The sequence below is a fragment of the Desulfococcus sp. genome, assembly GCF_050178255.1.
Taxonomy (GTDB): Bacteria; Desulfobacterota; Desulfobacteria; order Desulfobacterales; family Desulfococcaceae; genus Desulfococcus; species Desulfococcus multivorans.
Map to the genome: position 1 here is coordinate 16,459 of NZ_JBFXGG010000021.1, position 20,343 is coordinate 36,801.

Sequence of the window (20,343 nt, forward strand, 5' to 3'; positions counted from 1 at the left end):
GAATACCGAAAGTCGAATAATGATCCTCTGGTTCCGGCATCGCTATATTTCCCATTGATGATCCGGGGCGAGTCGTGTACATCGGTGTCTCGACCACGCTCAAACCTGAACAGTCATGAAAGGATGCCATATGCTGCTGCAAGAACAGATCAAGAAGGATTTGATGACGGCGATGAAGGAGAAGGACGATGAAAAAAAGGCGGCTCTCCGCGTCGTGATCGGTGAATTCGGACGGTCGGACAAAAAAATACTCTCCGATGATGATGTGGTGAAGATTTTGAAGCATCTGGTAAAATCCGAGTCGGAAACGTTGACGATGGCGGGCGGCGCTATGGATTCCGCTTTCATCCGGGTCATCGAGGCGTATCTTCCCGCCACGGCTTCCGAAACCGAGATCCGGGATTGGATTTTGGTGAATATCGATTTCTCGAAATACGGGAACAAGATGCAGGCGATGCGCGATATCATGGGGCATTTTGGAGGGAATGCCGACGGCAATCTGGTTCGAAGGATTATAGAATCCCTTTGAGGCGCGGCATCGAAACGGCCGTCCGTTCATGATGGGGGTCGCCGCCGGTCCTGAGACAGACGGCGGTGAGGCTTCCCCGTGCCAGCGCGGCAATCAGCCGTTGTCGTTCCGGTATGGCAGGATCTGAGCGGCGGGCTGTCATCCGAATGGACCGCTAAGGTTAACCGCCGGAAGCATCCGTTCGGTTCAGGTCCAGAAATTCGCGATAACGGGCCATTTTGGCAAAGGCTTTGACGGCCTTTTCCGGTGTCGGATAGACCACGCTTTTGTAAGGTTGACCCGCCACCGGATAGACGGTCCGTTCTTCCTGGTCAAAAGCGAAGCTTACGCCAAAGACCGGCTTTCTGTATACGCCCATGAGTTCGGCGATGCTGTTGATGTACGTTTTCTCGAAGTTGACGATGTTCTGCTCCAGACTGTCGAGAACCGCCCGATCATAGGCGGGATCCGATTTCTTGACCGACTGGACGATCCGGCTGAAAAGGATTTTCCGGCCGATGAGGCCTAGATTGATGACGGCGTCGCAGCCGTCCCACTTCATCAATTCCGTCAGGACCGTCATGGCCACGTTCGGGTCGTACTCTCCCACGATATCGACGGGGTTGGATCGGCTCCAGTAATCGGGGAGAATGTCGTCGAATTTACCAATGATTTCATCCGACAGAAACGGCACCTCGAGATCGAATTCCGCACATAGATCCGATGTCACAACCCCCCATCCGCCGCCGAAGGTCATGATCGCCGCACGGCGTCCCCGGGGCAGGGGCAGGGAGGAAAAGGCCGCGGCAAGGTCCAGTAGGTCCATGGGGAAATCCGCCGTGACGATCCCTGTCTGTCTGCAGACCGCCTCGAAGATGCGGTTGTCCGACGACAGTGCCCCCGTATGGCTTGCGGCGGCACGGCCGCCCACCTCCGTTCGGCCGCCTTTCATCAGGATAATCGGCTTTTTAAGCCCGATTCGACGGGTGCTCTCGAAGAAGCGCCGGCCGTTCTTGACGCTTTCGATATAGAGCATGATGTTTCGGGTGGCCGTATCGATTTCAAAGGCATCCAGATAGTCCTCGACGGTGACCATGGCTTCGTTGCCGGAGCCCGAAAAACAGCGGATGCCGATGCCCTGGTTTTCGGCAAAGGCCAGAAGCTGGGTTCCCATGTTTCCGGACTGGGCAACGACCGCCGTATCCCCGGCATCGGGCCACACGTGACTTCCCGTACAGTAGAGGCGGATATGGGGATTGGAGATACCCATGGTGTTGGGGCCGATGACGAGAATGCCGGCCGCCCGGGCCGCGGCTGTAACGGCTTCCTCGAGGCGCCGTCCGTCCTCGCCCATCTCTGAAAAACCCGAGGTGATGAGCAGCATGTTGGGGATCCCCTTATCCTGGAGCTGAGGGATGAGGGACATGACTGCCGCCGCCGGAATCGTGACAACGGCCAGGTCGACGGGGCCGGGGATGTCCAGGACCGACGGATAGACCTCGCGTCCCGCGATTCGCCCTCCCCGGGGATTGACAAAATAGATGTCCCCCCCGTACCCGTTGGCGATGGTGGTGCTGGGCAGATTGTGGCCCCATTTGCCGAAACGGGCGGAAGCGCCGACAAAAGCGATGGAACGGGGATGAAAGTATCTGCCCAGAAGCATCGGATCGACCGACGGCTTTGCCTTCGAAGCGGCGGCCCTCGGGCCGAACGCCACGAGCGCGTCGACGGCGCGAATCTCCCCGGTGTCCGTGACGATAAGCGGGTTGATGTCGATCTCCGAAATATTGGGGTGGTCCAGAGCGATTCGGGAAAGCCCCAGGAGCGTTCGGGCCAGTTGTCGCCGGTTGATCGCTTTTTCTCCCCGGAAGCTTCCAAGAATCTTCCGGGCCCGAATCTCGCCGATCATTTGATCGATGTCGGTTTCGGTCAACGGCGCGAGGCGGAAAGTGATATCCCTGAAGGCTTCGGCAAAAACGCCGCCGATGCCGAACATGATGACGGGGCCGAAAAGTTCGTCTCTGAACAGGCCGGCGACCAACTCGCGACGGCCCTGCATCTGGGGCTGTACCAGAAAGCCTTCCAGCGCCGCTCCCGCTTCTGCTGCGATCGCCCGAGCCGCGGCAGCAACCGTCTCCGGCGTGTTGAGGTTCAGATGGACGAGATGTTTCTCCGTTTTATGCAGGAGGGTCTGGCCGAGCCCCTTGAGAACCACCGGAAACCCGGTTTTTCGGGCGGCGTCGACCGCTTCCGCAACATCGGCGGCGGCGACTTCGTCAACGACCGGAACCCCGTAAGCCTTGAGAAGCAGTTTCGACTGATACTCGTTCAATGCCCCTGATTCGGACCGCTCAATCGCATCCGGCAGCTTCGCCATATCCATCTTTTTTCTCCTCTCCATCCATTCCCGTTGATCGAAATCCACAACTGTCGTACGATGCGCCAACCCTGATTGATGCCTGGAGCGACATGCAGAAACGAAGAATAGCACTATCGGCGGACGGGGGTCAAGCCTTTAAGTGCATTTGTGATTTTAGGATTGATTTTGATGATCCGCATCGCTATGTTCCCTGAAAATGGCTATTTGATCAATCCTCACTGTCGCGAGACTTTGTCGACTGCGGGAAAAACCACAAGGAAAAGAGGCGAACATGCCCCAGCAATCCTATATCATTCGGTGTGGATCGTGCGGAACCCGGAACCGGATTCCCGGAAACCGCGTGGGAGAAACGGCCAGGTGCGGCCGGTGCGGTGCTGCCGTCAACACCCGGGTACTGACCATAGGACACCCTGTCGTCGTGACGGACGCGAATTTTCACGATCGGGTCATCCTGTCCCCGCTCCCGGTTCTGCTGGACTGTTGGGCGCCGTGGTGCGGCCCCTGTCAAATGATGGAACCTTTCATGAACGAGCTGGCTGCGGAATGGAAAGGGCGGATACGGGTGTGCAAGATGAATGTGGATGAGAACCCGAGAACATCCAACCGGTTTCACATCCAGAGTATCCCGACGCTTCTGGTGTTCGACGGCGGACAGCTCAGGAACACCCTTGCCGGAGCGCTTCCCAAACACGGCATCGTGCAGGCCATGTCGCCTTATTTGAGATCGTGAGACCATGATGAACCCATGTGACCGATCCGGTTTTCCGGAACAAAAGTTGGCCGAAAGCGTCAGAAGACTTTTTCGGGAGGGCATTCGGCTCAACGGAGCGGCTTGGCATTTCATCAACTCCACGTTTTGCCATCCGTCGATGAAGGCGCTCGAAAACCTGTTGTCCGACGAAAACAATCCCGAACGGGAACCCCTGTTCGAACTCATCTTCTTTCCCGACATCGCGCAGCAGGCTGCATTGGAGGACGAGATTTCGGAGGGCGGTTTTGCCGACGGAGACGAGGCGCGTGTTTTGTCACAACTGACCCGACCCCCCTTGGAAGCCCGTCTCATTGTTCCCGGAGAGCCTGATTTTCTGGCGATACGGGTCCCGGAATGGGCAACAGCAGCTTTTCTGGCGCGGCTCCACATCGGCAAACCTGTCGATGCCCGATTGACGGAAGCCATAGACCGTTTCGTTCCGGATACCTTGCGGCTCGGGATCCGTGTCGGGCTGAGAAACGCACGGTTCGCCCAGACCGACAAAAACGTCCGGTTTTTATGTCATTTTTTCAAGGAAAGTGCAGGTCTGTGGGATGATTTTTTGGCTGTGGTTGACTATTTGACGGCGTTTCTGGATGAAATCGAGGATGGGATGAATATTTACAAAGCCTTGTCCCATCGCAAAAGAATGCTTTTCCGGCGCCTGGAGGAAGCGCGGCGGTTTGAAAAGCAGCTTGAGCGGCATAATATCGAAACGCTCATGCTTCAGGGCGCGCGTCCACCCCACATCGACAAGGACCAGGTGCGCTGGAAAATGGCCGCCATCGACAGGATCTCCCAAACCGTTTTCGGCAGGATTGAACCGCTCGGTGACGATCCGGTGGAACTGGTACGAATTTCCGACGATTCCTTTGATATCGAAGACATGATCCGGTCGCTGTCGTAACCTCCCAACACCCGGAGGCGGTTCCGGAAAACCCTGGACGGCACCCGGGAGAAGATCCGGATGCCGCGTTTTTAAAGCCCCTCAGAAGGTATGGAGAAATCATGATGATATTTCGATGGATATTTCTGGCCGTTGTGTTGTCGGGGATACCCGGTGGAGATGCGCTCTGGGCCGCGTCGACATCCAATCCGACTGCTGCATCCCCGGGCGTGGACCGGATTATGTCCGGCGTCGAGAAAAAATATGCCGGCGACGGATTCGAGGCGCGATTTCATCAGACCTCGACGCTGAAAGCCATGGATATCACGGACACCGCCGAAGGCCGACTGCTCATCAAACGCCCGGACAAAATGCGGTGGGAATATGAAACCCCGGAAAGACAGTTGGTTATCACGAATGACGATACGTTGTGGATCTACAGGCCCGACGATCTTCAGGTCATGCTCGGCAGTGCTCCGGAGTTTTTCAGGGGCGGGAAAGGCGCCGGTTTCCTATCGGACATCCGACGGATCCGAAAGCATTTCGACGTGTTTCTGGAGGACGTTAAGGAAGGGGACCGCTATACCCTCAAACTCGTACCCAAGGATGGGAAACTGGATGTCGTCTCCATTCTCATGACCATATCCGCAACATCCTTTGAGGTGACGGATGTGACGACCACCAACAGTTACGGCGATCAGACCTATATCCGGTTCGATCGATACCGGTTCAATCTGACGCCGGCTGATGACGATTTTGTGTTCGACATCCCCGAGGGGGCGGATGTGATCCGGTTGGAAGAATAAGAACGCTGCAGCCGGAACCAGGGGCTGAAAATGACGATCGGAGAACCTCGGGACCGCGTCGTCTTCAGCCCCGGTATGCCGTCGATGCGACCACACATCCACCCGAAGGCTTTTGCGGAGTGATTCACCCCACCATATCGTCGGGGATGTCCGCGTTGGTGTAGACCTTCTGCACATCGTCGCAGTCGTCGAGGGCCTCCATCATGAGGATCATTTGTTCGGCTTCCTTGCCCTGAAGCGTTGCGGTGGTCTGGGGCAGCATGGTCACCTCGGCTTCCAGGTAGGGGATCTCAGCGTTTTCAATGGCCGCTTTTACCGCTTCAAAGTCCTCAGGGGCCGTAATAATCTCGAAACAGTCCCCATCTTCGCGAACATCCTCGGCACCGGCATCCAGAGCGACCTCCATCAGGGTTTCCTCGTCGGTGACCGCCTTTTCAATGTTGATGTATCCCTTCTTGTCGAACATCCATGCGACGCATCCGTTTTCACCCAGGTTCCCGCCGCGTTTGGCGAAGATGTGCCGTATATCGGCTACGGCCCGATTTTTGTTGTCCGTGAGAGATTCCACAAGCACCGCCGCACCGCCGGGACCATACCCTTCGTATATCGTCTCTTCGTAGCTGACGCCTTCCAGCTCGCCGGTGCCTTTCTTGATGGCCCGCTCCATGTTGTCTTTGGGCATGTTTTCGGCTTTGGCCGCCGCTATGGCCGTTCGCAATCTGGGATTGGCGTTGATATCGCCTCCCCCCATCCTTGCCGCGACGGTGATTTCCTTGATCAGCTTGGTGAAAAGTTTTCCACGCTTGGCGTCGGCAGCCCCTTTTTTATGTTTTATCGTAGACCATTTGCTGTGTCCTGACATGATCGAACCTCCTATGTTTTCCCCAGACCGATGACAAAGATTTCTTTGCTCGCTTTCCGGCTGCTTTTGGGTTTGAAAATCCTGACGGTGTCAAATTCTCTCCTGACGTTTTCGACAAATGGGTCAAAATCCGATCCCTGAAAGATCTTGCAGGCGAACATTCCCCCTTTTACCAGGTGCTTGCAGGCGATGGAAAGGGCCGACTCGGCCAGACCGGCGGACCGGATCGCGTCGAGAGTCTTGTTGCCGGTCGTGTCGGGCGCCATATCGCTTAACACCACGTCGAACGGGGCGCCAGGCATGTCGTGCAAGGTCTCCGACAGGTTCATCAGGTCGCCGATGTGGGCTGAAGCATTGGATGGGAGCTTCGTCGTGACCGGCTTGAGGTCGATCCCCACCGCCTGACCGCTTTCCCCGATCAACCGGGCCGCATAGATCAACCATGAACCCGGAGCGCATCCCAGGTCCAACACCCGGTTTCCCTTTCGGATCAACCGGGTTTTCTGCTGAATCTCCTGAAGTTTGTAAACCGACCGGGCTGGATAGTTTTCTTTTCTGGCTTTTTGAGTGTAGTGATCGGCCCAGCGATTTTTATCGGATGTCGAAACCCGCCGTTTCATATACCTTACCTTGTCTCAAGTCAAGAATATCCTTGATTAAAATAATGCCTCGACGGCCTGTGTCACCGTCTGGATGCCGACCAGATCGATGCCGGTGACGGCCGTCATGCGGCGAAGGTTGCTTTCAGGCACCAGACAGCGTGAGAACCCCATTTTCCGGATTTCAGACACCCGGGTCTCCACCTGGCTGATGGCCCGAACCTCGCCGGTCAGTCCAACCTCTCCCATGACGATATGACCCTCCGGAACAGGGCGATCCAGAAAACTGGAAGCAATGGCTGCGATGATGCCCATGTCGACGGCCGGCTCGTCGACCCTGACGCCGCCGGCCACGTTCATGAAAATGTCATGCCCCATGAGATGCATCCCCAGTTTTTTTTCCATGACCGCCACCAGCAGGGCAACACGGTTCTGGTCGAGGCCCAGTATGGTCCGCCGGGGCGTTCCGAAACTGGTGCTGCTGGCCAGGGCCTGGAGTTCAACCAGAATGGGGCGCGTTCCTTCCATACAGGCCGTAACCACCGACCCCGGGGCCTGCTCGGGGCGCTCGGAAAGGAAGACTGCCGAAGGGTTGGCGACCTCTTCGAGCCCCTGCTCCTTCATTTCGAACACGCCGATCTCATTGGTTGATCCGAATCGATTCTTCACGGCCCGCAACACCCGGAAGACATGGCTCCGATCCCCTTCAAAGTAGAGAACCGTATCGACCATATGTTCCAGAAGCCGGGGGCCGGCGATGGCACCTTCTTTCGTCACATGGCCCACGATGAATGTCGGAATGCCGCTCTTTTTGGCCATGATCATGATGCGCATGGCCGATTCCCGGACCTGGGCGACGCTTCCCGGCGCTGAGGGGAGGTCGCTGTTGAACATGGTCTGGATGGAATCGATGACCAGAACATCGGGCTTTTCGCTCGAGACCATCTGCAGGATGGTATCGAGGTCGACCTCGGAGACGACGAACAGCCGGTTCGATATCGTCTTCAGACGTTTGCTTCTCAACCGGATCTGTTTGACGGACTCTTCTCCGGAGACATAGAGGACCTTGGCATCCTGTCGGGCCAGACCGTAGAGCGCCTGGAGCATCAGGGTCGATTTTCCGATGCCGGGATCGCCGCCGATCAAGACGAGAGATCCGGGCACCAGGCCGCCGCCCAACACCCTGTCGAACTCCCCGATACCGGTTTGGATGCGACATTCGTCCTCCAGAATTACCGCATCGATGGATACCGGCCCGGTGTCGCCCGGGATTGCCCGGCGCTTAGTCCCGGCAGAAGCGGCATTGTATTGAACCTCCTCCGCAAGGGTATCCCAATTGCCGCAGTCCGGACATTTTCCGAGCCATTTGGGGCTCTGAAAGCCGCAGGTTCGGCAGACAAAGACCAGCTTTCCCCGTTTTTTCATGATTCAGTTCCATTCCTGTGATCGCAAGGGTTTTGCAAGGCCTTCGACCGGTGTAACGCGATAAGGGAAAACAGTTGTGGTTGCAGCGGCTCAGGCGGCATCCGGTTTCACATTCTCCAAAGAATCGGCCCGTCGACATTGGGTTGACAGGATAAAGCATAACATGCCATTTAACCCCTATCAAGAAGCGTCCGCGGGATTTCAACCCGTGCGTCCCGGGTTCGGGGGGACCGGCGTACTTTGGAAAGGCGGTCATACATAAACCATAAGGAGCGGTCATTTGAAGCGATACGGCCTTCATGGGCGACGAACGATGGCGTTCGGGGTTTTTCTGGTGGTGTTGTTGGGATGTCTGGAGACGAACGACTTCGGGGCATCCATTGATTATTTCGGTTCTGTGCGGCAGCGACTGGTGACGGACGGCTTTGACGCGGCTCGTGTCAATGCCCTTTACCGTGATCCCAAGGCGGCGTTCGAGGTTCGGGGCATATCCATGTACTTTGTCCACAGCGAAGGCCGGCTCAACTATGATCAGTTTCTCGATCCGGCGATGATTCGGAAAGCCAGACGCTACATGACGCTCCACCGGGAAACTCTGGAGACGGCGGAGCGGGACTTCGGGGTCGACCCAGGCGTCATCACGGCCATCCTGCTGGTGGAGACCCGGTTGGGTACCTATGTGGGGAACCGGCGCGTCATCAACACCTTTTCCACCATGGCGGCGCTGTCGGACAGCGCCGTAAGAGACGCGCTCTGGAATGCCATATCCGGAAATACCGCGCTTTCCAGGGATGCCTTCGAAGCCAAGGCCCTTCGGAAATCATCATGGGCCTATGACGAATTGAAGTCATTTCTACGCTACACACGGCGGTACAACATCGATCCGCTCAGCGTCAAGGGCTCTTATGCCGGTGCCTTGGGTTACTGCCAGTTTTTACCGAGCAATATTCTCAAGCTGGGGCGGGACGGCAACCGTGACGGCCACCTGGACCTGTTTGACCATGCCGACGCAATCGCCAGCGTCGCCAGTTACCTGAAACACCACGGCTGGCGGCCGGGTCTTTCGGATCAAAAAGCCGCCGATGTCGTCTACACTTACAATCACAGTCGGTATTATGTCAACACCGTGTTGAAAATTACCAAAAAACTCGAAGGATAACAATGGATACCGTAACCTTTGTCGTCGTTGTCGGCGTTCTTTTCTACATGCTGACCTGCTGGGCCATCATCGATATCGCTCTGAAGGATTTTTCGTCGTTGCCCGTAAAGGCCGCCTGGGGATTTACAGCCTTTATTCCGTTTATCGGGTGGCTGATCTATTTTGCCTTCGGGGCTAAAAAGGGAATGCGGCGGAAAAAGTCGTCAAAAAAAAACGATCCAGTGGAAAATAATGTTTGACAAACTATCGCCGATTCGCTACAAGGCCAAGGTCTTTGAGAGCGATTTGTCGATGCGCTTAATCAATGACGGCCCCATCGTCTAGCGGTCTAGGACGCTGGCCTCTCACGCCAGAAACACGGGTTCGAGTCCCGTTGGGGTCACCAGAACGAAATCAATGGCCTTGCTGATTTTCAGCAAGGCCATTTTTATCGGGTGAGAGCCTATATCGACTTTCGTGATGTTGAGCGGAAGGCGCCGAAGATGAATAGGTTTTTCAACCGGAAAATTCCGGTGTTTCCGACGCAATGGATTCAAACAACAGCACCGGGGTCAGGGCATGGGGTTGTGTCGGATGAATATCAGACGGCTGTGTATAATCCTTCACCGACGGCCTTGATCTTTCCGGATTTTTTGAGGCGGTAGACGATGTTGTAGAGTTTTTCCCTCTGGAAGCCGGTATCCTTTTGAAGATCGTCGAGAGAGACGACGTCTCCGACGGCCTGCATATGCAAATAGACCGTTTGGGTGGCCGACTGTTGTCTGGTTTTCGGTTGACCGGGTTTCGACGGTTTGGATTTTCGGGGCCGCCTTCTCGCCTCCTTTTGGAGGTCGCCTCCCGGTACAACAGCCTCACTCGGCGCTTCAGCCGTTTTCGACGCCTCGGCCTCATCTTTCGTCGGTTCACTTTGAGCCGCCGTCTTTTGCCTGCCGGCGGTCGGTTTTTCATTTTCTTTATCCGACGTGTATTGCCTGCGCACATGTTCTTCCAACTGATCCGCAGCAGCCTCGATGACCTTGGCCAGCGCCTTCATGCTCAGGGAGACAGCCTTGGTGAATTCCTCAAATTCTTTCATTGAATATCCTTTTTCAATCCATTAACTCAACTTTCGACTCTCATAGGCCGGTGCCGGGAGGATACGGCCCGCCCCCGACGCGATTTCGTTCAAGTGCCGCTAAAGCTTGCTCCGGGCGGCCCGGAAACTCGCTTGCGCTCAAACAGTCCGGGCCGCTGATCCGCCGCGGCGCTTAAGCGGCACTAAAACTCACCGCTGTAGGGGCCCGGACCGTATCCTCCCGGCACCGCTTTCCGGTCACGTCATGAAAGTCGAAAGTTGAGTCCATTAAAATATCAGGTTCAGTTTCCTCTCATTTGAAATCTCATATATCAGATAATCCGGCAAAACAAGCCTATTTTCGTGTTGGGAACGCATCTGAAATGTCCCTTCGGTCTTCGGTCTTCAGTCTCGAAAGGCTGGCGGCCGAAGGGGTGCCCATGCCGAACCGGGCCCCTGGGGGCCCTTCACCGAAGGTTGCGTCGGGCGGATATGAAAAACTGAGGGGTTGTGGCGGACATTCAGGCGGGCGACTTTCGAAGATCCGTGATGTGGGATTTCAGTTCGGCAATCTCCTTTTCCATCTGCGCTGATGTTTGTTCGTGCTTCTTGAGTTCCTCTTCCTTGAGGGAGAAGGCGGTGCGGCACTCCTCGAGCGCTTTGACGGTTTCCGAGAGGGTCTTGTCCCGGGCGGCGAGGCGGTTACGGCTCTCCTCGAGCGCTTTTGTCGCTTCCGTTATCTTCTTTTTCTGATCTGCAATACATGCCGTCCTTTCCGCGAGTGTACGGCTCAGCGCCGCAATCCGGTCTTTGTCGGCATCGTTCAGCTGTTTAAGGCCGTCGAGACGCACCGACTGCTCGGCGACGGTTTTCCAATGCTCCTCGGAAATGCATCTTTGTGAGGAGACCTCGGCAGTCAAGGCCTCGATCCGTTGTGCCAGGTTCGAGGCCTCTTTTTGGAGAGCGCGGTGGTCCGAATGGGGGACCATGCCCAACGTCGCCATCAAGGATCGTATCGGATCTTTTCCATCATCGCATGGATGGACGGTATCCGTCAGCCAAGGGGCCAATCGGATAACGGCCTGAAACTGCTTTTCAACATAATCCATCAAGGTTTTTCCAGTGTTATACCACGCCGCCGTTTCCTCGATAGCCAGGTCTGTTATCTTTGCGAACATCATATTCTCCTGTTTTCTTCAAAATCCACAATATTTCGGGCCGCGTGTTTCAATTTGCGAACGCAGCTCGTGATGTCGACCGGGAAGCGGCCGAAGGTTGAGTCGCTGAAGTATGACACAGCTTCCATCGCCAAACAAGGAAAATATTGCAACGCACAAAACAGACAACGGCTTGATAAATACAAAACAAATGTCGTTATTTATTTCGGATATGGTTGCATTGCATCAAAAATGATTCGATATCGGACGTGCCGACTTTGCCGGAGGCGAAGCCTGGCGTGTTTATGGATTCAGGCGTTGTCCTGCGGACGCGGCTTCCGCAATAAAGGCATCTGCGAGGCGAATGAGCTCTTCCTCGTCTACGATTTCCACATTATCCGCGGAGCGAACCTCGCCGTTGAGGATCAGAACGGTGCGTGGGTATCCGTGGCCGCCGAAATATTCGGTCATTTTTTCGTGTTCAGTCGAGATGAACCGCATTTTTTCCTGCTGCACCGTCATTTGAAAGAGCGGCATGCGTTCCGTAGCAAGCCGCCGGATAAAGGCCGGCAGGCGCGGTCGCTGTCGTTCCGTGCAGTCGGAGCACCATGCGGCGACAATGTTCAGAACGAAGGTCTCGCCCATAGAGAGCCGTTGGCTGACATTTTCGGGTGTAAGCTCCGGAATGAATACCGGATCGACATCTGGCCGTTTCATGATTTTAAAAATGGATGAGAACGCCAGGACCGGCTGTTTTTCGTCGTCAATAACGAGGGCTTCTCCCCGGAATTTTCGGCCGTCTATCTGATGAATCTCCGCTTTTGCCGTGACGGTGCCCTTTTCAACCGGGCGAAGAAATTTTGTTTCAAGGGATGCGGTCACAAAAGGTGTTTCCGGCGGGACGATACTCTTCAAGGCCATGACCACTGCCGTGTCCGCAAGGCTCACCAGGGCGCCGCCGTGCATGAATCCTCCGCCCTGGGCGAGATCGAAGCCGAAAGGCATGGACAGAATCGCTTTCCCCCAGGCGGCGCTGGTGATGTTCATGTTCAGGAATCTCTCGAAGGGCGCGCACGAGATCCATTGGTTCAGTCTGATCTCATGAGGGCCGGTCGATCGGATCGGTTCAAACCGATTTTTTTGAGGACATAGTTCCTGATTCGAATCGCTCATAACTCCTCAATTGCAGACGCTGTGAACGATGGCGTTTTCGGGGCAGACCTCAACGCACGTACAGCATCCAATACAGTTATCGATGTCGGCTGGAAGACTCTTGCCGTCCTTCAGTTCATAAACGTCCGAAGGGCAGGATTCCATACATTGTCCGTCGCCTTTGCACGCGTCGTAGTCCACATGAATGGTGACGTCCGAACCCTGCCATGTAAATGTCGTCATCTGTTATGATCTCCTTTCACTGCTCTTTGCGACGCACCGGCAGCCGGAACGGCAGGCCGTCCGCCGGGACGCCTATTTTTTTCGACGGTCCCTGATGTAAACAGCGGTGGCGTGTCCGTTGCCGACATCCCGCTCTTCGATCTGGAAAAGTCTTGTTGCGGCAACGAGCTCACCCAGTTTTTTGTATCCGTAGTTTCGGGGATCGAACTCGGAGGCTTGTTTTGCAATATTACTCCCGACAGCGGCCAGATGAGCCCATCCGTTTTCGTCCGAAGACGCCTCCACCGCGTTTCTCAGCAGCGTGACAAGCTTGGTGTCCTGCTTGAGTTCGCCGGTGGTCTTGCGCTGGATGGTTTCGGCATCGTCGTCCTTGGCTCTGAGCACTTCCGTGAAAATGAACTTGTCGCATGCCGCTACAAAAGCTTCGGGGGTTTTTTTTTCACCGAACCCGAAGACGATCAATCCGGCCTCCCGGATCCGCGAGGCCAGCTTTGTGAAATCGCTGTCGCTCGACACGATGCAGAATCCGTCGAAGCGGCTGGTATACAACAGGTCCATGGCATCGATGATCATGGCGCTGTCAGTGGCGTTTTTCCCGGAAGTATATCGGAACTGCTGGATCGGCTGAATGGAATATCTCAGCAGTACTTCTTTCCATCCTTTGAGATCCGGGCTCGTCCAGTCGCCGTAGATCCTTTTGACGTTCGCGGTGCCGTATTTGGCGATTTCGATGAGAAGTTCTTCAATGATGGCGGGCTGGGCATTCTCCGCGTCGATCAGGACAGCCAGTTTTTCGGTTTTGTCGTCGGTCATGATGCTCCTTGAGGTGTTGGGTTCAGGTCTGCGACAAGGCAAACATCCGTCGAAATCCCCATCTTGAGAGGGTGGATACGGCATGATACGGCATTCGATTGACGGGCATGACCATCTGGATTACCATCAGCTTGGCATGAAATGTCCGTGCCGGGGTCTCGGCGGCTTCAACGGCCTTCATGGAAAACTCGCTGAAATCGATGGGACAAAGCATCTTTTTGGATGAAAACATGGCGGTCACCATAATGAAAGCCGAAAGTTGATGCATATATTTACGTAGAGCCATAAGTGAAAATATGCAAATATGAACATCGCGTCTTTTTTGCATGCGCTCCGGTGAAGGGATGTGATATGTTTATCGTCAACGCTTCGATACCGTGGCGATCATGTCCAATCTACATGGGAAAATGCAAAAAAGCAAATTGCGGACGACGAAATTTTCCGGGGTATCCGGTAAAAGAGCCGTCGTCCGGTTGACGGTCGATAGAACGCTTCCGATACCGGAGCGAGTCGGGTCGAAGGTGCCGAAGGGCATCAAACCAGACCCTAAAGCGTGATGCATGTGTAACCATTAATTGTTGGACGGTTTCGCAAAGCAGTGGCGATCAGGGCTTGCGAGCGGGGATGCCGGGTATCCAATCCACATCCGGCTTTCACGATGTTGATTGGAAGGCGATGAATGCGCTGAACCCAGAGATCGGGCTTTTGTGGAACCGCCGAGATTGGAGGGTTTATGGATACCACCCATTTTTACGAAATTATCGCCACCAATGCCAGAATTGGAGACTGCTACGAAATCGTCTTCAAAGGGAACCCTACAAAATTCAAAGGGATTCCAATTCCTTCCCGTGAGACGGATGACAAATTCGTGTTTCAGGTACAGGAGCCGCCGGCCCGAAAAGGCATGATGGAGGCCGAGTTCAATGACATCGAATCCATGAAAAAATGTTAGACGACAGGCCGTTCGAAAGCAACCCTTTCATGTGCCGGTAGTTCTTTTCGGGAGACCCCAAAAATAAGAGGATACAGGAATGAACCGTAAAAACAGCGCAAGGCATATCATCATCCCGATCATTCTTCTGTCGGCTTTGGTCTGGTCATTGTCTCAGGCCTTGGGGAGCGGGTCGGGAGAGGCATATCCGAACGCCCGGTTCATCGTTTCGGCCGACTGGCTGAAACAGCACCTGGCGGATGAGGGGCTCGTGGTCGTGGACGTTCGGGGAGACAAATATTTCGACGGCACCGTGATTCCCGGTGCCGTTCGGCTTCCCTGGTCGGAATTCCGCTACGACGACATCGATGAAAATCTGGGTGAAAAATTTGCAGGCCCGGACAAAGCCCAACAGGTTCTGGGAAAATACGGCATCACGCGGTCAGACACGGTCCTCCTTTATGATTCGGTCGAACGGGACGGGGGTGCCACCGCCTCCTACATCTTCTGGGTTCTGGATCTGTTGGGGCACGAACGGATGATGCTCCTGGACGGCGGTATCGACGGGTGGCGGGCAGCCGGTTTCGAAACGGCCAAGGCGCCGATTCGACGGGATCCCGTGCTTTACCAGGCGCCGTCGGGTGAGATGAAGCCGTGGGTCCTGGCCGACGGCGAGTTCGTATATCGGCGGCTCGGGGACCCCATGTACCAGATCATCGATGTCCGTTCCCGGGAGGAGTACATTGGAGAAAAGGGATCCCTGGATCTCAGGGGAGAACCGCTCAAGCTCGGCCACATTCCCACCGCGGTCAACGTGGACTACCGTTTAAACTGGGTGGATGAAGAGCACAAAAAGCTGAAGCCGTATGCCGACCTCCGGAAGCTTTACCGAGGTCTCGATTCGAATCGTGCCGTCATTGTTTATTGCGATTCGGGTCGCCGAGGCTCGTTCGGTTATTTTGTCATGCGGGTTATGGGTATTCAGCCGGTGATGTCCTATGAAGCCTCATGGAAGGAATGGGGGGTCCCGGACCGCTTCTATCCGGTGGAACTGGTCGAACGTCGGTTTGGGAGCGATACGCTTCCCGGCGCCTCGGAAACGGCCGTGGGTGAAGGACGCCGAGTCCGTTCGGAGGCCGGATCCGGGGATGCCGATTCCCGTCTTCCCGCTTCCGGCTCGCCCAAGGGCGGTTATGTTTCCTGCGGAGGATGAGGATATGGAAAAGCACGATAAAACGGATTACTGGAATTGGCTGCCGGCCTCCTTCGCGCTTGCCGGTATCATCGTTTTCATTTTCGCCACGTTTGGTCCGCCGGCCTCCTCCAGTGGCTTCGTCAGCCTGCTAAAGGGGATTCTGCAATCGGTCGCTCCGGGATATGTCGGGACCAAGGCCCACTATCAAATGTTGCCGGGCCCCGACTCCTGGGTATTCGCCTTCGTTCTGGGCATGGCGATCGGCGGTTTCATTGCCGGCCGAACCCTGGACATTCCCGTCCGGGATGTACCCGAGATCTGGGAACGGCGTTTCGGCCCCAGCCGGATCAAGCGCTACGCCGCAACGTTTATCGGCGGATTCCTGATTCTTTTCGCTTCCCGCATGGCCGGCGGCTGTACATTGGGGCTCTTTATCTCGGGGTCTACGCAGCTTGCCGTCAGCGGACTCTACTTTGGCGTGCTGATCTTTGCCGTTGCCATGCTCACCGCGCGTCTTGTTTACGGAAATACGGGAAAGGAGGGCACGTAATGACCAAGATTCTGCTGGGGCTGTTTTCAGGAATCGCTTTTGGTTTCGTAATCCAGCGGGTCGGTGCCACCAGTGCGGACAAGATGGCCAGGGCACACCTGATGATGGAATCCGACATCCCGAAATTCATGCTGACAGCGGTCATTATTTCCGCTGTCGGATTGTATGGCCTCCAAACGGCGGGTGTCGGAAGGACCCTCATCCTGCCCACCAGTCTCGTGGCCACCGGGCTTGCAGCCGTGATATTCGGTATCGGCTGGGGCCTGTGCGGGTACTGCCCCGGAACGGCCTGGGCCGCGGTGGGCGAAGGCCGGATCGATGCCGTGTTCGCCTTCCTGGGAGGACTTGCCGGTGCCGCGGTCTTTGCACACTTTCACGAATACCTCGTGCCGGTGCTTTATGATCCCACCAACTTCGGCCGTATCACCCTGGTGGACGGCATACCGGTGAGGCCGGTTGCCGTCTTCCTTCTCGTGGCGGTGTTTACCGGCGCCGTCTGGGCCGTCGATCGGTTGTGGGGGCGTCGCGATGCCTTTCGGTAAAGGGTCGGCTTTCAGGGGTTGGGTTCTGATTGTTGCCCTCGCAACCCTGGGGTGCGATGCCGATGGACCCTCCCCGGGCAACCGTCTCAGGGTTCCCCGGGGATATGTCGACCGCCTTGAGATTCGGCTGGACGGAAGGGTGGTGACATTCGGACCGTTTGTCGGATACTATTTCGCTCCCGACGACCCGCAGGACCTCAGCCGCCTGCGGTTCGTCTGCTTCAACGAAAGGCGTTTCTATACCCGGGATCTGGTGGAAAATGCGTTGCTCTTCACCGGCGAGGCCCGCCTGACCACGTTGCCCGATACAGGGGGCGACATCCCTTCCACGGGCCGGATATCGCCGATATTTTTCCCGGAGGCGCCCAGGGCCTGGCTGGATACCCGGCCTGAACCCGCCGAGGAATGGGTCCATTTCCATTCCGGTTACGATGCCCGGGGTGCGGTGCTCACGGGATATTGGCTTCGGCACGTCGGCGCGGCTGAATTCACCTATGACATGGGGGGACGGGTCGGCGCCGGGAGCCCCCTCTACCATCGGGTTTCCAGAGGCCCGGATCTCGGGTTCGGCCGGATTGTGGAATTCGACCGCGGCCCTTCCTAAAACAACAATCAACGATGGAGGTTTCTACATGCTCGAGGATATCAAGAAGGGATTGATGACGGGGCTGGGTGCGGTTCTGTTGACCAAGGAAAAAATAGAGGAGAGCGTCGACAAACTGGTCAAAGAGTCCAAAATCAAGGAAGAGGATGCCCGGAAGCTGATCGAGGAACTGGCGGGGACCGGCCAGAAGCAGGCTAAAAAAGTGGAAACGGATGTCAGCGATTTCTTCAAAAAGACATTGAGCGGCATGAACGTCGCACGAAAGGACGAGATCGTCGACCTCAAGCGCCGGATCGATGCGCTCGAGGTTCGTCTTTCGGTTCTGGAAGGCCGGGAGGGTGAAGGCGCGTAAATTCCCCTGGGATAGCCGGTGCGATCGGAGAGAATCAGCCTGTTTCCCGATCGTCGGTGGTCGGCGCCAGGACCAGCGCTGTCCGGGACGGCAGGTAGAGGCTGAGAAAATGCCGGTGAATCCGGTCGGTCAACGTATAGTGGATCATGCCGGGATCCTGGCGCGCAAGACCGCCGTAACCTTCGCGGTCGGTGTCGAGGGCGACCCGATAGGCGCCCGGCGCCGCCGGTATCCAGTAGTCGGTGTGGGAGCGGGTGGGATGAAAATTGAATGCAAACACCTTTCCCGCTCTCAGAAAAGCAAGCACCCGGCTGCCTTCATCCAGGTGAAGGAGGAAGATTTCCTGGCCGAACGGTATCTGATATTCGGTCGAGAATGCCGTCAAGTCCCTGTCAAAGGTCGCGAGATGATGATAGCGCAGCAGGGGATCGTCCATCAGATGCCATTGACGTCGGGCGTATCGATATGACCATTGATTGCCCTCGCGGGGAAAATCGATCCATTCGGGGTGACCGAATTCGTTTCCCATGAAATTGAGGTAACCATGTCCCGCGGTGGCCAGGGTCGCCAGGCGAATCAGCTTGTGGAGGGCAATCCCCCTTGCCACCGCGATATCCTCGGTCAGCACGGACATATGACTGTAGATGCGGCTTCCCATGAGGCGAAAGATAAGCGTCTGGTCCCCCACCAGGGCCTGATCGTGGGATTCGGCATAGCTGATGGTTTGTTCGTCGGCGCGTCGATTGGTCAACTCGTGCCAGAGGTGCCCCATGGACCAGAATTCATCGGGAGTGTCCTTGGTCAATCGGATCCAGTAGTCGGGGATGCCCATGGCGAAGCGGTAATCGAACCCCACGCCCCCGTCTTCGAGAGGGGCCGCCAGCCCCGGCATGCCGGAAACATCCTCGGCGATGGTGACGGCGGTATCCGAAAGCGTGTGCACGACGCGGTTGGCCAGGGTCAGGTAGGTCAACGCCGCCTCATCCACCGATTCGTCGAAATAATCGTCATAGACGGTAAAAGCCTTGCCCAGTCCGTGGTGGGTATAGATCATGCTGGTGACGCCGTCGAAACGAAACCCGTCGAACCGGTATTCGTCCATCCAGAAACGACAGTTTGACAACAGGAAATGAAGGATGTGGACGTTGTCGTAATCGAAGCAGCGGGAATCCCACGCCGGATGATCGCCCCGGTCGCCCTCGTGGAAATACTGGAAGGGTGTTCCGTCGAATCGGGAAAGCCCTTCGACCTCGTTTTTCACCGCATGGGAATGAACGAGATCCATGAGCACCAGAAATCCCATGCCGTGTGCTTCGTCCACCAATGCCTTTAAATCCTCCGGCGTTCCGAACCTTGAAGAGCACGCGAAAAAATTGGATACCTGGTAGCCGAAAGAGGCATAATACGGATGCTCGGCGACCGCCATGATCTGGAGGGTGTTGTAGCCTGCCCGGCGGATGCGTGGGAGGACGTTTCTACGGAACTCGGCGTAAGAGCCGATTTTTTCGGCGTCCTGGGCCATGCCGATGTGGGTTTCATACACGAGGAGGGGGCCGCGCTGCTTCCGGGGTCTTGGATGTCGCCACTGATGGGGAGCGTCCGGACGCCAGATCTGAGCGTTGAAACTGCCGTTGTCGGGGTTTTGAACCACGCGACGGATCCAGGCGGGAATCCGGTCGCCGCGTCCGCCCGGCCATCGCATCTCGAGGCGATAGAGATCCCCGTGGGCGAGATCCCCGGCATCCAGCGTGATTTCCCAGACACCCGTGTCGCTTATACGCGTAAGTGCGAAGCGATCCATGACCTTCCAGTCCGAAAAAGAGCCTTTCAAATAAATTTCCCGGGCATTCGGGGCCCATTCCCGGAACACCCACCGGCCGTCTTTGAAGTGCATACCGAAATATTCGTGGCCCGAGGCAAAATCGGCGAGCGTTATTTTTCCCGAGGTCAATCGTAGCTCCATTTCATCGGTCCGCACGATGCGTCGGCGAATGACGTCCCGGTATGGGGTCAGAAGCGGGTCTGCCGAAAGTCGGCGGCGGAGCATCCCGTCGATGATCTCCGGGTGCGAATGATCGATATCGTTTTTCGTCATGTTTTCTCCAATCCGGTCATACTTCGATTTTCACGAACCGTTTCGGGGCGCTTGTCCCCCTTTCAGACGTCAGTCTCTTCCCGGTCAACATCACGATGGCCGAAGGCTGAGAACACAATGCCATATCTTACAGGCTCAAGTCCGTCTCATCAACCGGGAAAACCCTCCTGTCTCGAAAAAGTCACATATCCCGGCAGGGACGACATCCCGTTCAAATACAGTATCGACGTACTCTGGATACCGGTATCGCTGTATAGCGTCCGACAGGATCCAGAATAT

Annotated in this window: 23 protein-coding genes and 1 tRNA gene; 13 read left to right on the forward strand and 11 right to left on the reverse strand. The window is 56.1% G+C overall.

Annotation, left to right across the window (positions count from 1 at the left end):
- Nucleotides 1-130 precede the first annotated feature (130 nt).
- Complete coding sequence (locus AB7S84_RS06215) at nucleotides 131-529, forward strand: GatB/YqeY domain-containing protein (RefSeq protein WP_020875712.1); 399 nt, start codon at nucleotides 131-133, stop codon at nucleotides 527-529.
- A gap of 160 nt (nucleotides 530-689) precedes the next feature.
- On the opposite strand, the gene AB7S84_RS06220 is transcribed toward AB7S84_RS06215, so the two are convergent.
- Nucleotides 690-2,891, reverse strand: coding sequence for an acetate--CoA ligase family protein (locus tag AB7S84_RS06220; RefSeq protein ID WP_428153473.1), 2,202 nt, complete (start codon nucleotides 2,889-2,891; stop codon nucleotides 690-692).
- A gap of 268 nt (nucleotides 2,892-3,159) precedes the next feature.
- On the opposite strand from AB7S84_RS06220, the gene trxA reads away from it, so the two are divergent.
- The 3 genes from trxA to AB7S84_RS06235 all read left to right on the forward strand — a co-directional run bounded on the left by trxA (nucleotide 3,160) and on the right by AB7S84_RS06235 (nucleotide 5,331).
- Nucleotides 3,160-3,618 carry a thioredoxin gene (gene trxA, locus AB7S84_RS06225; protein WP_020875714.1) on the forward strand — a complete coding sequence of 153 codons (459 nt, stop codon included), beginning with the start codon at nucleotides 3,160-3,162 and terminating at the stop codon, nucleotides 3,616-3,618.
- Nucleotides 3,619-3,664: 46 nt separating this feature from the next.
- On the forward strand, nucleotides 3,665-4,546 hold the full coding sequence (locus tag AB7S84_RS06230; protein ID WP_428153475.1) for a hypothetical protein: 882 nt from the start codon (nucleotides 3,665-3,667) through the stop codon (nucleotides 4,544-4,546).
- Nucleotides 4,547-4,647: 101 nt separating this feature from the next.
- A complete protein-coding gene (locus AB7S84_RS06235) occupies nucleotides 4,648-5,331 on the forward strand; it encodes a LolA family protein (protein ID WP_020875716.1) in 684 nt (227 codons plus the stop codon).
- Nucleotides 5,332-5,455: 124 nt separating this feature from the next.
- Here AB7S84_RS06235 and AB7S84_RS06240 read toward each other — a convergent pair whose 3' ends face one another.
- From AB7S84_RS06240 to radA, 3 genes are read right to left on the reverse strand one after another with little or no spacing between them, the layout of a single operon-like run.
- The gene (locus AB7S84_RS06240; RefSeq protein ID WP_020875717.1) at nucleotides 5,456-6,193 is read right to left on the reverse strand and encodes a YebC/PmpR family DNA-binding transcriptional regulator; all 738 of its coding nucleotides are present in this window, start codon (nucleotides 6,191-6,193) and stop codon (nucleotides 5,456-5,458) included.
- 11 nt (nucleotides 6,194-6,204) lie between these two features.
- Nucleotides 6,205-6,813 (reverse strand): RlmE family RNA methyltransferase, encoded by a 609-nt coding sequence (locus tag AB7S84_RS06245; protein WP_020875718.1) that lies wholly within the window; start codon nucleotides 6,811-6,813, stop codon nucleotides 6,205-6,207.
- 36 nt (nucleotides 6,814-6,849) lie between these two features.
- Nucleotides 6,850-8,217 (reverse strand): DNA repair protein RadA, encoded by a 1,368-nt coding sequence (radA, locus tag AB7S84_RS06250; protein WP_020875719.1) that lies wholly within the window; start codon nucleotides 8,215-8,217, stop codon nucleotides 6,850-6,852.
- 280 nt (nucleotides 8,218-8,497) lie between these two features.
- On the opposite strand from radA, the gene AB7S84_RS06255 reads away from it, so the two are divergent.
- The 3 genes from AB7S84_RS06255 (at nucleotide 8,498) to AB7S84_RS06265 (ending at nucleotide 9,761) form a co-directional block, all read left to right on the forward strand.
- Nucleotides 8,498-9,376: a lytic murein transglycosylase gene (locus AB7S84_RS06255; RefSeq protein WP_428153480.1), complete on the forward strand. Its 879-nt coding sequence runs from the start codon at nucleotides 8,498-8,500 to the stop codon at nucleotides 9,374-9,376.
- Nucleotides 9,377-9,378: 2 nt separating this feature from the next.
- The gene (locus AB7S84_RS06260) at nucleotides 9,379-9,615 is read left to right on the forward strand and encodes a PLD nuclease N-terminal domain-containing protein (protein ID WP_020875721.1); all 237 of its coding nucleotides are present in this window, start codon (nucleotides 9,379-9,381) and stop codon (nucleotides 9,613-9,615) included.
- Nucleotides 9,616-9,685: 70 nt separating this feature from the next.
- Nucleotides 9,686-9,761, forward strand: a tRNA-Glu gene (locus tag AB7S84_RS06265).
- Nucleotides 9,762-9,956: 195 nt separating this feature from the next.
- Here AB7S84_RS06265 and AB7S84_RS06270 read toward each other — a convergent pair.
- From AB7S84_RS06270 to AB7S84_RS06295, 6 genes are all read right to left on the reverse strand, one after another.
- Entirely contained in the window at nucleotides 9,957-10,451 is a 495-nt protein-coding gene (locus AB7S84_RS06270) for a hypothetical protein (protein WP_428153482.1), read from the reverse strand.
- A gap of 500 nt (nucleotides 10,452-10,951) precedes the next feature.
- Nucleotides 10,952-11,608, reverse strand: coding sequence for a hypothetical protein (locus tag AB7S84_RS06275; RefSeq protein WP_428153484.1), 657 nt, complete (start codon nucleotides 11,606-11,608; stop codon nucleotides 10,952-10,954).
- Nucleotides 11,609-11,890: 282 nt separating this feature from the next.
- Nucleotides 11,891-12,634, reverse strand: coding sequence for a PaaI family thioesterase (locus AB7S84_RS06280; RefSeq protein ID WP_236610081.1), 744 nt, complete (start codon nucleotides 12,632-12,634; stop codon nucleotides 11,891-11,893).
- A gap of 132 nt (nucleotides 12,635-12,766) precedes the next feature.
- Nucleotides 12,767-12,982 (reverse strand): 4Fe-4S dicluster domain-containing protein, encoded by a 216-nt coding sequence (locus AB7S84_RS06285; RefSeq protein ID WP_020876443.1) that lies wholly within the window; start codon nucleotides 12,980-12,982, stop codon nucleotides 12,767-12,769.
- A 72-nt stretch (nucleotides 12,983-13,054) separates the two neighbouring features.
- Nucleotides 13,055-13,795 (reverse strand): NYN domain-containing protein, encoded by a 741-nt coding sequence (locus tag AB7S84_RS06290; protein WP_020876442.1) that lies wholly within the window; start codon nucleotides 13,793-13,795, stop codon nucleotides 13,055-13,057.
- A gap of 22 nt (nucleotides 13,796-13,817) precedes the next feature.
- Nucleotides 13,818-14,027 (reverse strand): hypothetical protein, encoded by a 210-nt coding sequence (locus tag AB7S84_RS06295; protein ID WP_428153489.1) that lies wholly within the window; start codon nucleotides 14,025-14,027, stop codon nucleotides 13,818-13,820.
- A gap of 501 nt (nucleotides 14,028-14,528) precedes the next feature.
- On the opposite strand from AB7S84_RS06295, the gene AB7S84_RS06300 reads away from it, so the two are divergent.
- The 6 genes from AB7S84_RS06300 to AB7S84_RS06325 all read left to right on the forward strand — a co-directional run bounded on the left by AB7S84_RS06300 (nucleotide 14,529) and on the right by AB7S84_RS06325 (nucleotide 17,969).
- Nucleotides 14,529-14,747 (forward strand): hypothetical protein, encoded by a 219-nt coding sequence (locus tag AB7S84_RS06300; protein WP_020876440.1) that lies wholly within the window; start codon nucleotides 14,529-14,531, stop codon nucleotides 14,745-14,747.
- A 79-nt stretch (nucleotides 14,748-14,826) separates the two neighbouring features.
- Nucleotides 14,827-15,939 carry a sulfurtransferase gene (locus tag AB7S84_RS06305; RefSeq protein ID WP_428153492.1) on the forward strand — a complete coding sequence of 371 codons (1,113 nt, stop codon included), beginning with the start codon at nucleotides 14,827-14,829 and terminating at the stop codon, nucleotides 15,937-15,939.
- Nucleotides 15,940-15,943: 4 nt separating this feature from the next.
- On the forward strand, nucleotides 15,944-16,471 hold the full coding sequence (locus AB7S84_RS06310) for a YeeE/YedE thiosulfate transporter family protein (protein ID WP_020876438.1): 528 nt from the start codon (nucleotides 15,944-15,946) through the stop codon (nucleotides 16,469-16,471).
- Nucleotides 16,471-17,013, forward strand: a complete 543-nt coding sequence (locus tag AB7S84_RS06315) for a YeeE/YedE thiosulfate transporter family protein (protein WP_428153494.1) — start codon at nucleotides 16,471-16,473, stop codon at nucleotides 17,011-17,013. The genes AB7S84_RS06310 and AB7S84_RS06315 overlap by 1 nt, the downstream gene beginning before the upstream one ends.
- Entirely contained in the window at nucleotides 17,000-17,617 is a 618-nt protein-coding gene (locus AB7S84_RS06320; protein WP_428153495.1) for a hypothetical protein, read from the forward strand. Before AB7S84_RS06315 ends, AB7S84_RS06320 begins: the two co-directional genes overlap by 14 nt.
- 28 nt (nucleotides 17,618-17,645) lie before the next feature.
- On the forward strand, nucleotides 17,646-17,969 hold the full coding sequence (locus AB7S84_RS06325; RefSeq protein ID WP_020876435.1) for a phasin family protein: 324 nt from the start codon (nucleotides 17,646-17,648) through the stop codon (nucleotides 17,967-17,969).
- A 34-nt stretch (nucleotides 17,970-18,003) separates the two neighbouring features.
- On the opposite strand, the gene AB7S84_RS06330 is transcribed toward AB7S84_RS06325, so the two are convergent.
- A complete protein-coding gene (locus AB7S84_RS06330) occupies nucleotides 18,004-20,064 on the reverse strand; it encodes an alpha amylase C-terminal domain-containing protein (RefSeq protein WP_428153497.1) in 2,061 nt (686 codons plus the stop codon).
- Nucleotides 20,065-20,343 lie beyond the last annotated feature (279 nt).

What these genes read in the sequence shown, in the direction of transcription:
- AB7S84_RS06215 (WP_020875712.1), top strand. Translation starts at nt 131, where the DNA reads ATGCTGCTGCAAGAACAGATCAAGAAGGATTTGATGACGGCGATGAAG.
- AB7S84_RS06220 (WP_428153473.1), bottom strand. Translation starts at nt 2,891, where the DNA reads ATGGATATGGCGAAGCTGCCGGATGCGATTGAGCGGTCCGAATCAGGG.
- trxA (WP_020875714.1), top strand. Translation starts at nt 3,160, where the DNA reads ATGCCCCAGCAATCCTATATCATTCGGTGTGGATCGTGCGGAACCCGG.
- AB7S84_RS06235 (WP_020875716.1), top strand. Translation starts at nt 4,648, where the DNA reads ATGATGATATTTCGATGGATATTTCTGGCCGTTGTGTTGTCGGGGATA.
- AB7S84_RS06240 (WP_020875717.1), bottom strand. Translation starts at nt 6,193, where the DNA reads ATGTCAGGACACAGCAAATGGTCTACGATAAAACATAAAAAAGGGGCT.
- AB7S84_RS06245 (WP_020875718.1), bottom strand. Translation starts at nt 6,813, where the DNA reads ATGAAACGGCGGGTTTCGACATCCGATAAAAATCGCTGGGCCGATCAC.
- radA (WP_020875719.1), bottom strand. Translation starts at nt 8,217, where the DNA reads ATGAAAAAACGGGGAAAGCTGGTCTTTGTCTGCCGAACCTGCGGCTTT.
- AB7S84_RS06260 (WP_020875721.1), top strand. Translation starts at nt 9,379, where the DNA reads ATGGATACCGTAACCTTTGTCGTCGTTGTCGGCGTTCTTTTCTACATG.
- AB7S84_RS06270 (WP_428153482.1), bottom strand. Translation starts at nt 10,451, where the DNA reads ATGAAAGAATTTGAGGAATTCACCAAGGCTGTCTCCCTGAGCATGAAG.
- AB7S84_RS06275 (WP_428153484.1), bottom strand. Translation starts at nt 11,608, where the DNA reads ATGTTCGCAAAGATAACAGACCTGGCTATCGAGGAAACGGCGGCGTGG.
- AB7S84_RS06280 (WP_236610081.1), bottom strand. Translation starts at nt 12,634, where the DNA reads ATGAACATCACCAGCGCCGCCTGGGGGAAAGCGATTCTGTCCATGCCT.
- AB7S84_RS06285 (WP_020876443.1), bottom strand. Translation starts at nt 12,982, where the DNA reads ATGACGACATTTACATGGCAGGGTTCGGACGTCACCATTCATGTGGAC.
- AB7S84_RS06290 (WP_020876442.1), bottom strand. Translation starts at nt 13,795, where the DNA reads ATGACCGACGACAAAACCGAAAAACTGGCTGTCCTGATCGACGCGGAG.
- AB7S84_RS06295 (WP_428153489.1), bottom strand. Translation starts at nt 14,027, where the DNA reads ATGTTTTCATCCAAAAAGATGCTTTGTCCCATCGATTTCAGCGAGTTT.
- AB7S84_RS06300 (WP_020876440.1), top strand. Translation starts at nt 14,529, where the DNA reads ATGGATACCACCCATTTTTACGAAATTATCGCCACCAATGCCAGAATT.
- AB7S84_RS06305 (WP_428153492.1), top strand. Translation starts at nt 14,827, where the DNA reads ATGAACCGTAAAAACAGCGCAAGGCATATCATCATCCCGATCATTCTT.
- AB7S84_RS06310 (WP_020876438.1), top strand. Translation starts at nt 15,944, where the DNA reads ATGGAAAAGCACGATAAAACGGATTACTGGAATTGGCTGCCGGCCTCC.
- AB7S84_RS06315 (WP_428153494.1), top strand. Translation starts at nt 16,471, where the DNA reads ATGACCAAGATTCTGCTGGGGCTGTTTTCAGGAATCGCTTTTGGTTTC.
- AB7S84_RS06320 (WP_428153495.1), top strand. Translation starts at nt 17,000, where the DNA reads ATGCCTTTCGGTAAAGGGTCGGCTTTCAGGGGTTGGGTTCTGATTGTT.
- AB7S84_RS06325 (WP_020876435.1), top strand. Translation starts at nt 17,646, where the DNA reads ATGCTCGAGGATATCAAGAAGGGATTGATGACGGGGCTGGGTGCGGTT.
- AB7S84_RS06330 (WP_428153497.1), bottom strand. Translation starts at nt 20,064, where the DNA reads ATGACGAAAAACGATATCGATCATTCGCACCCGGAGATCATCGACGGG.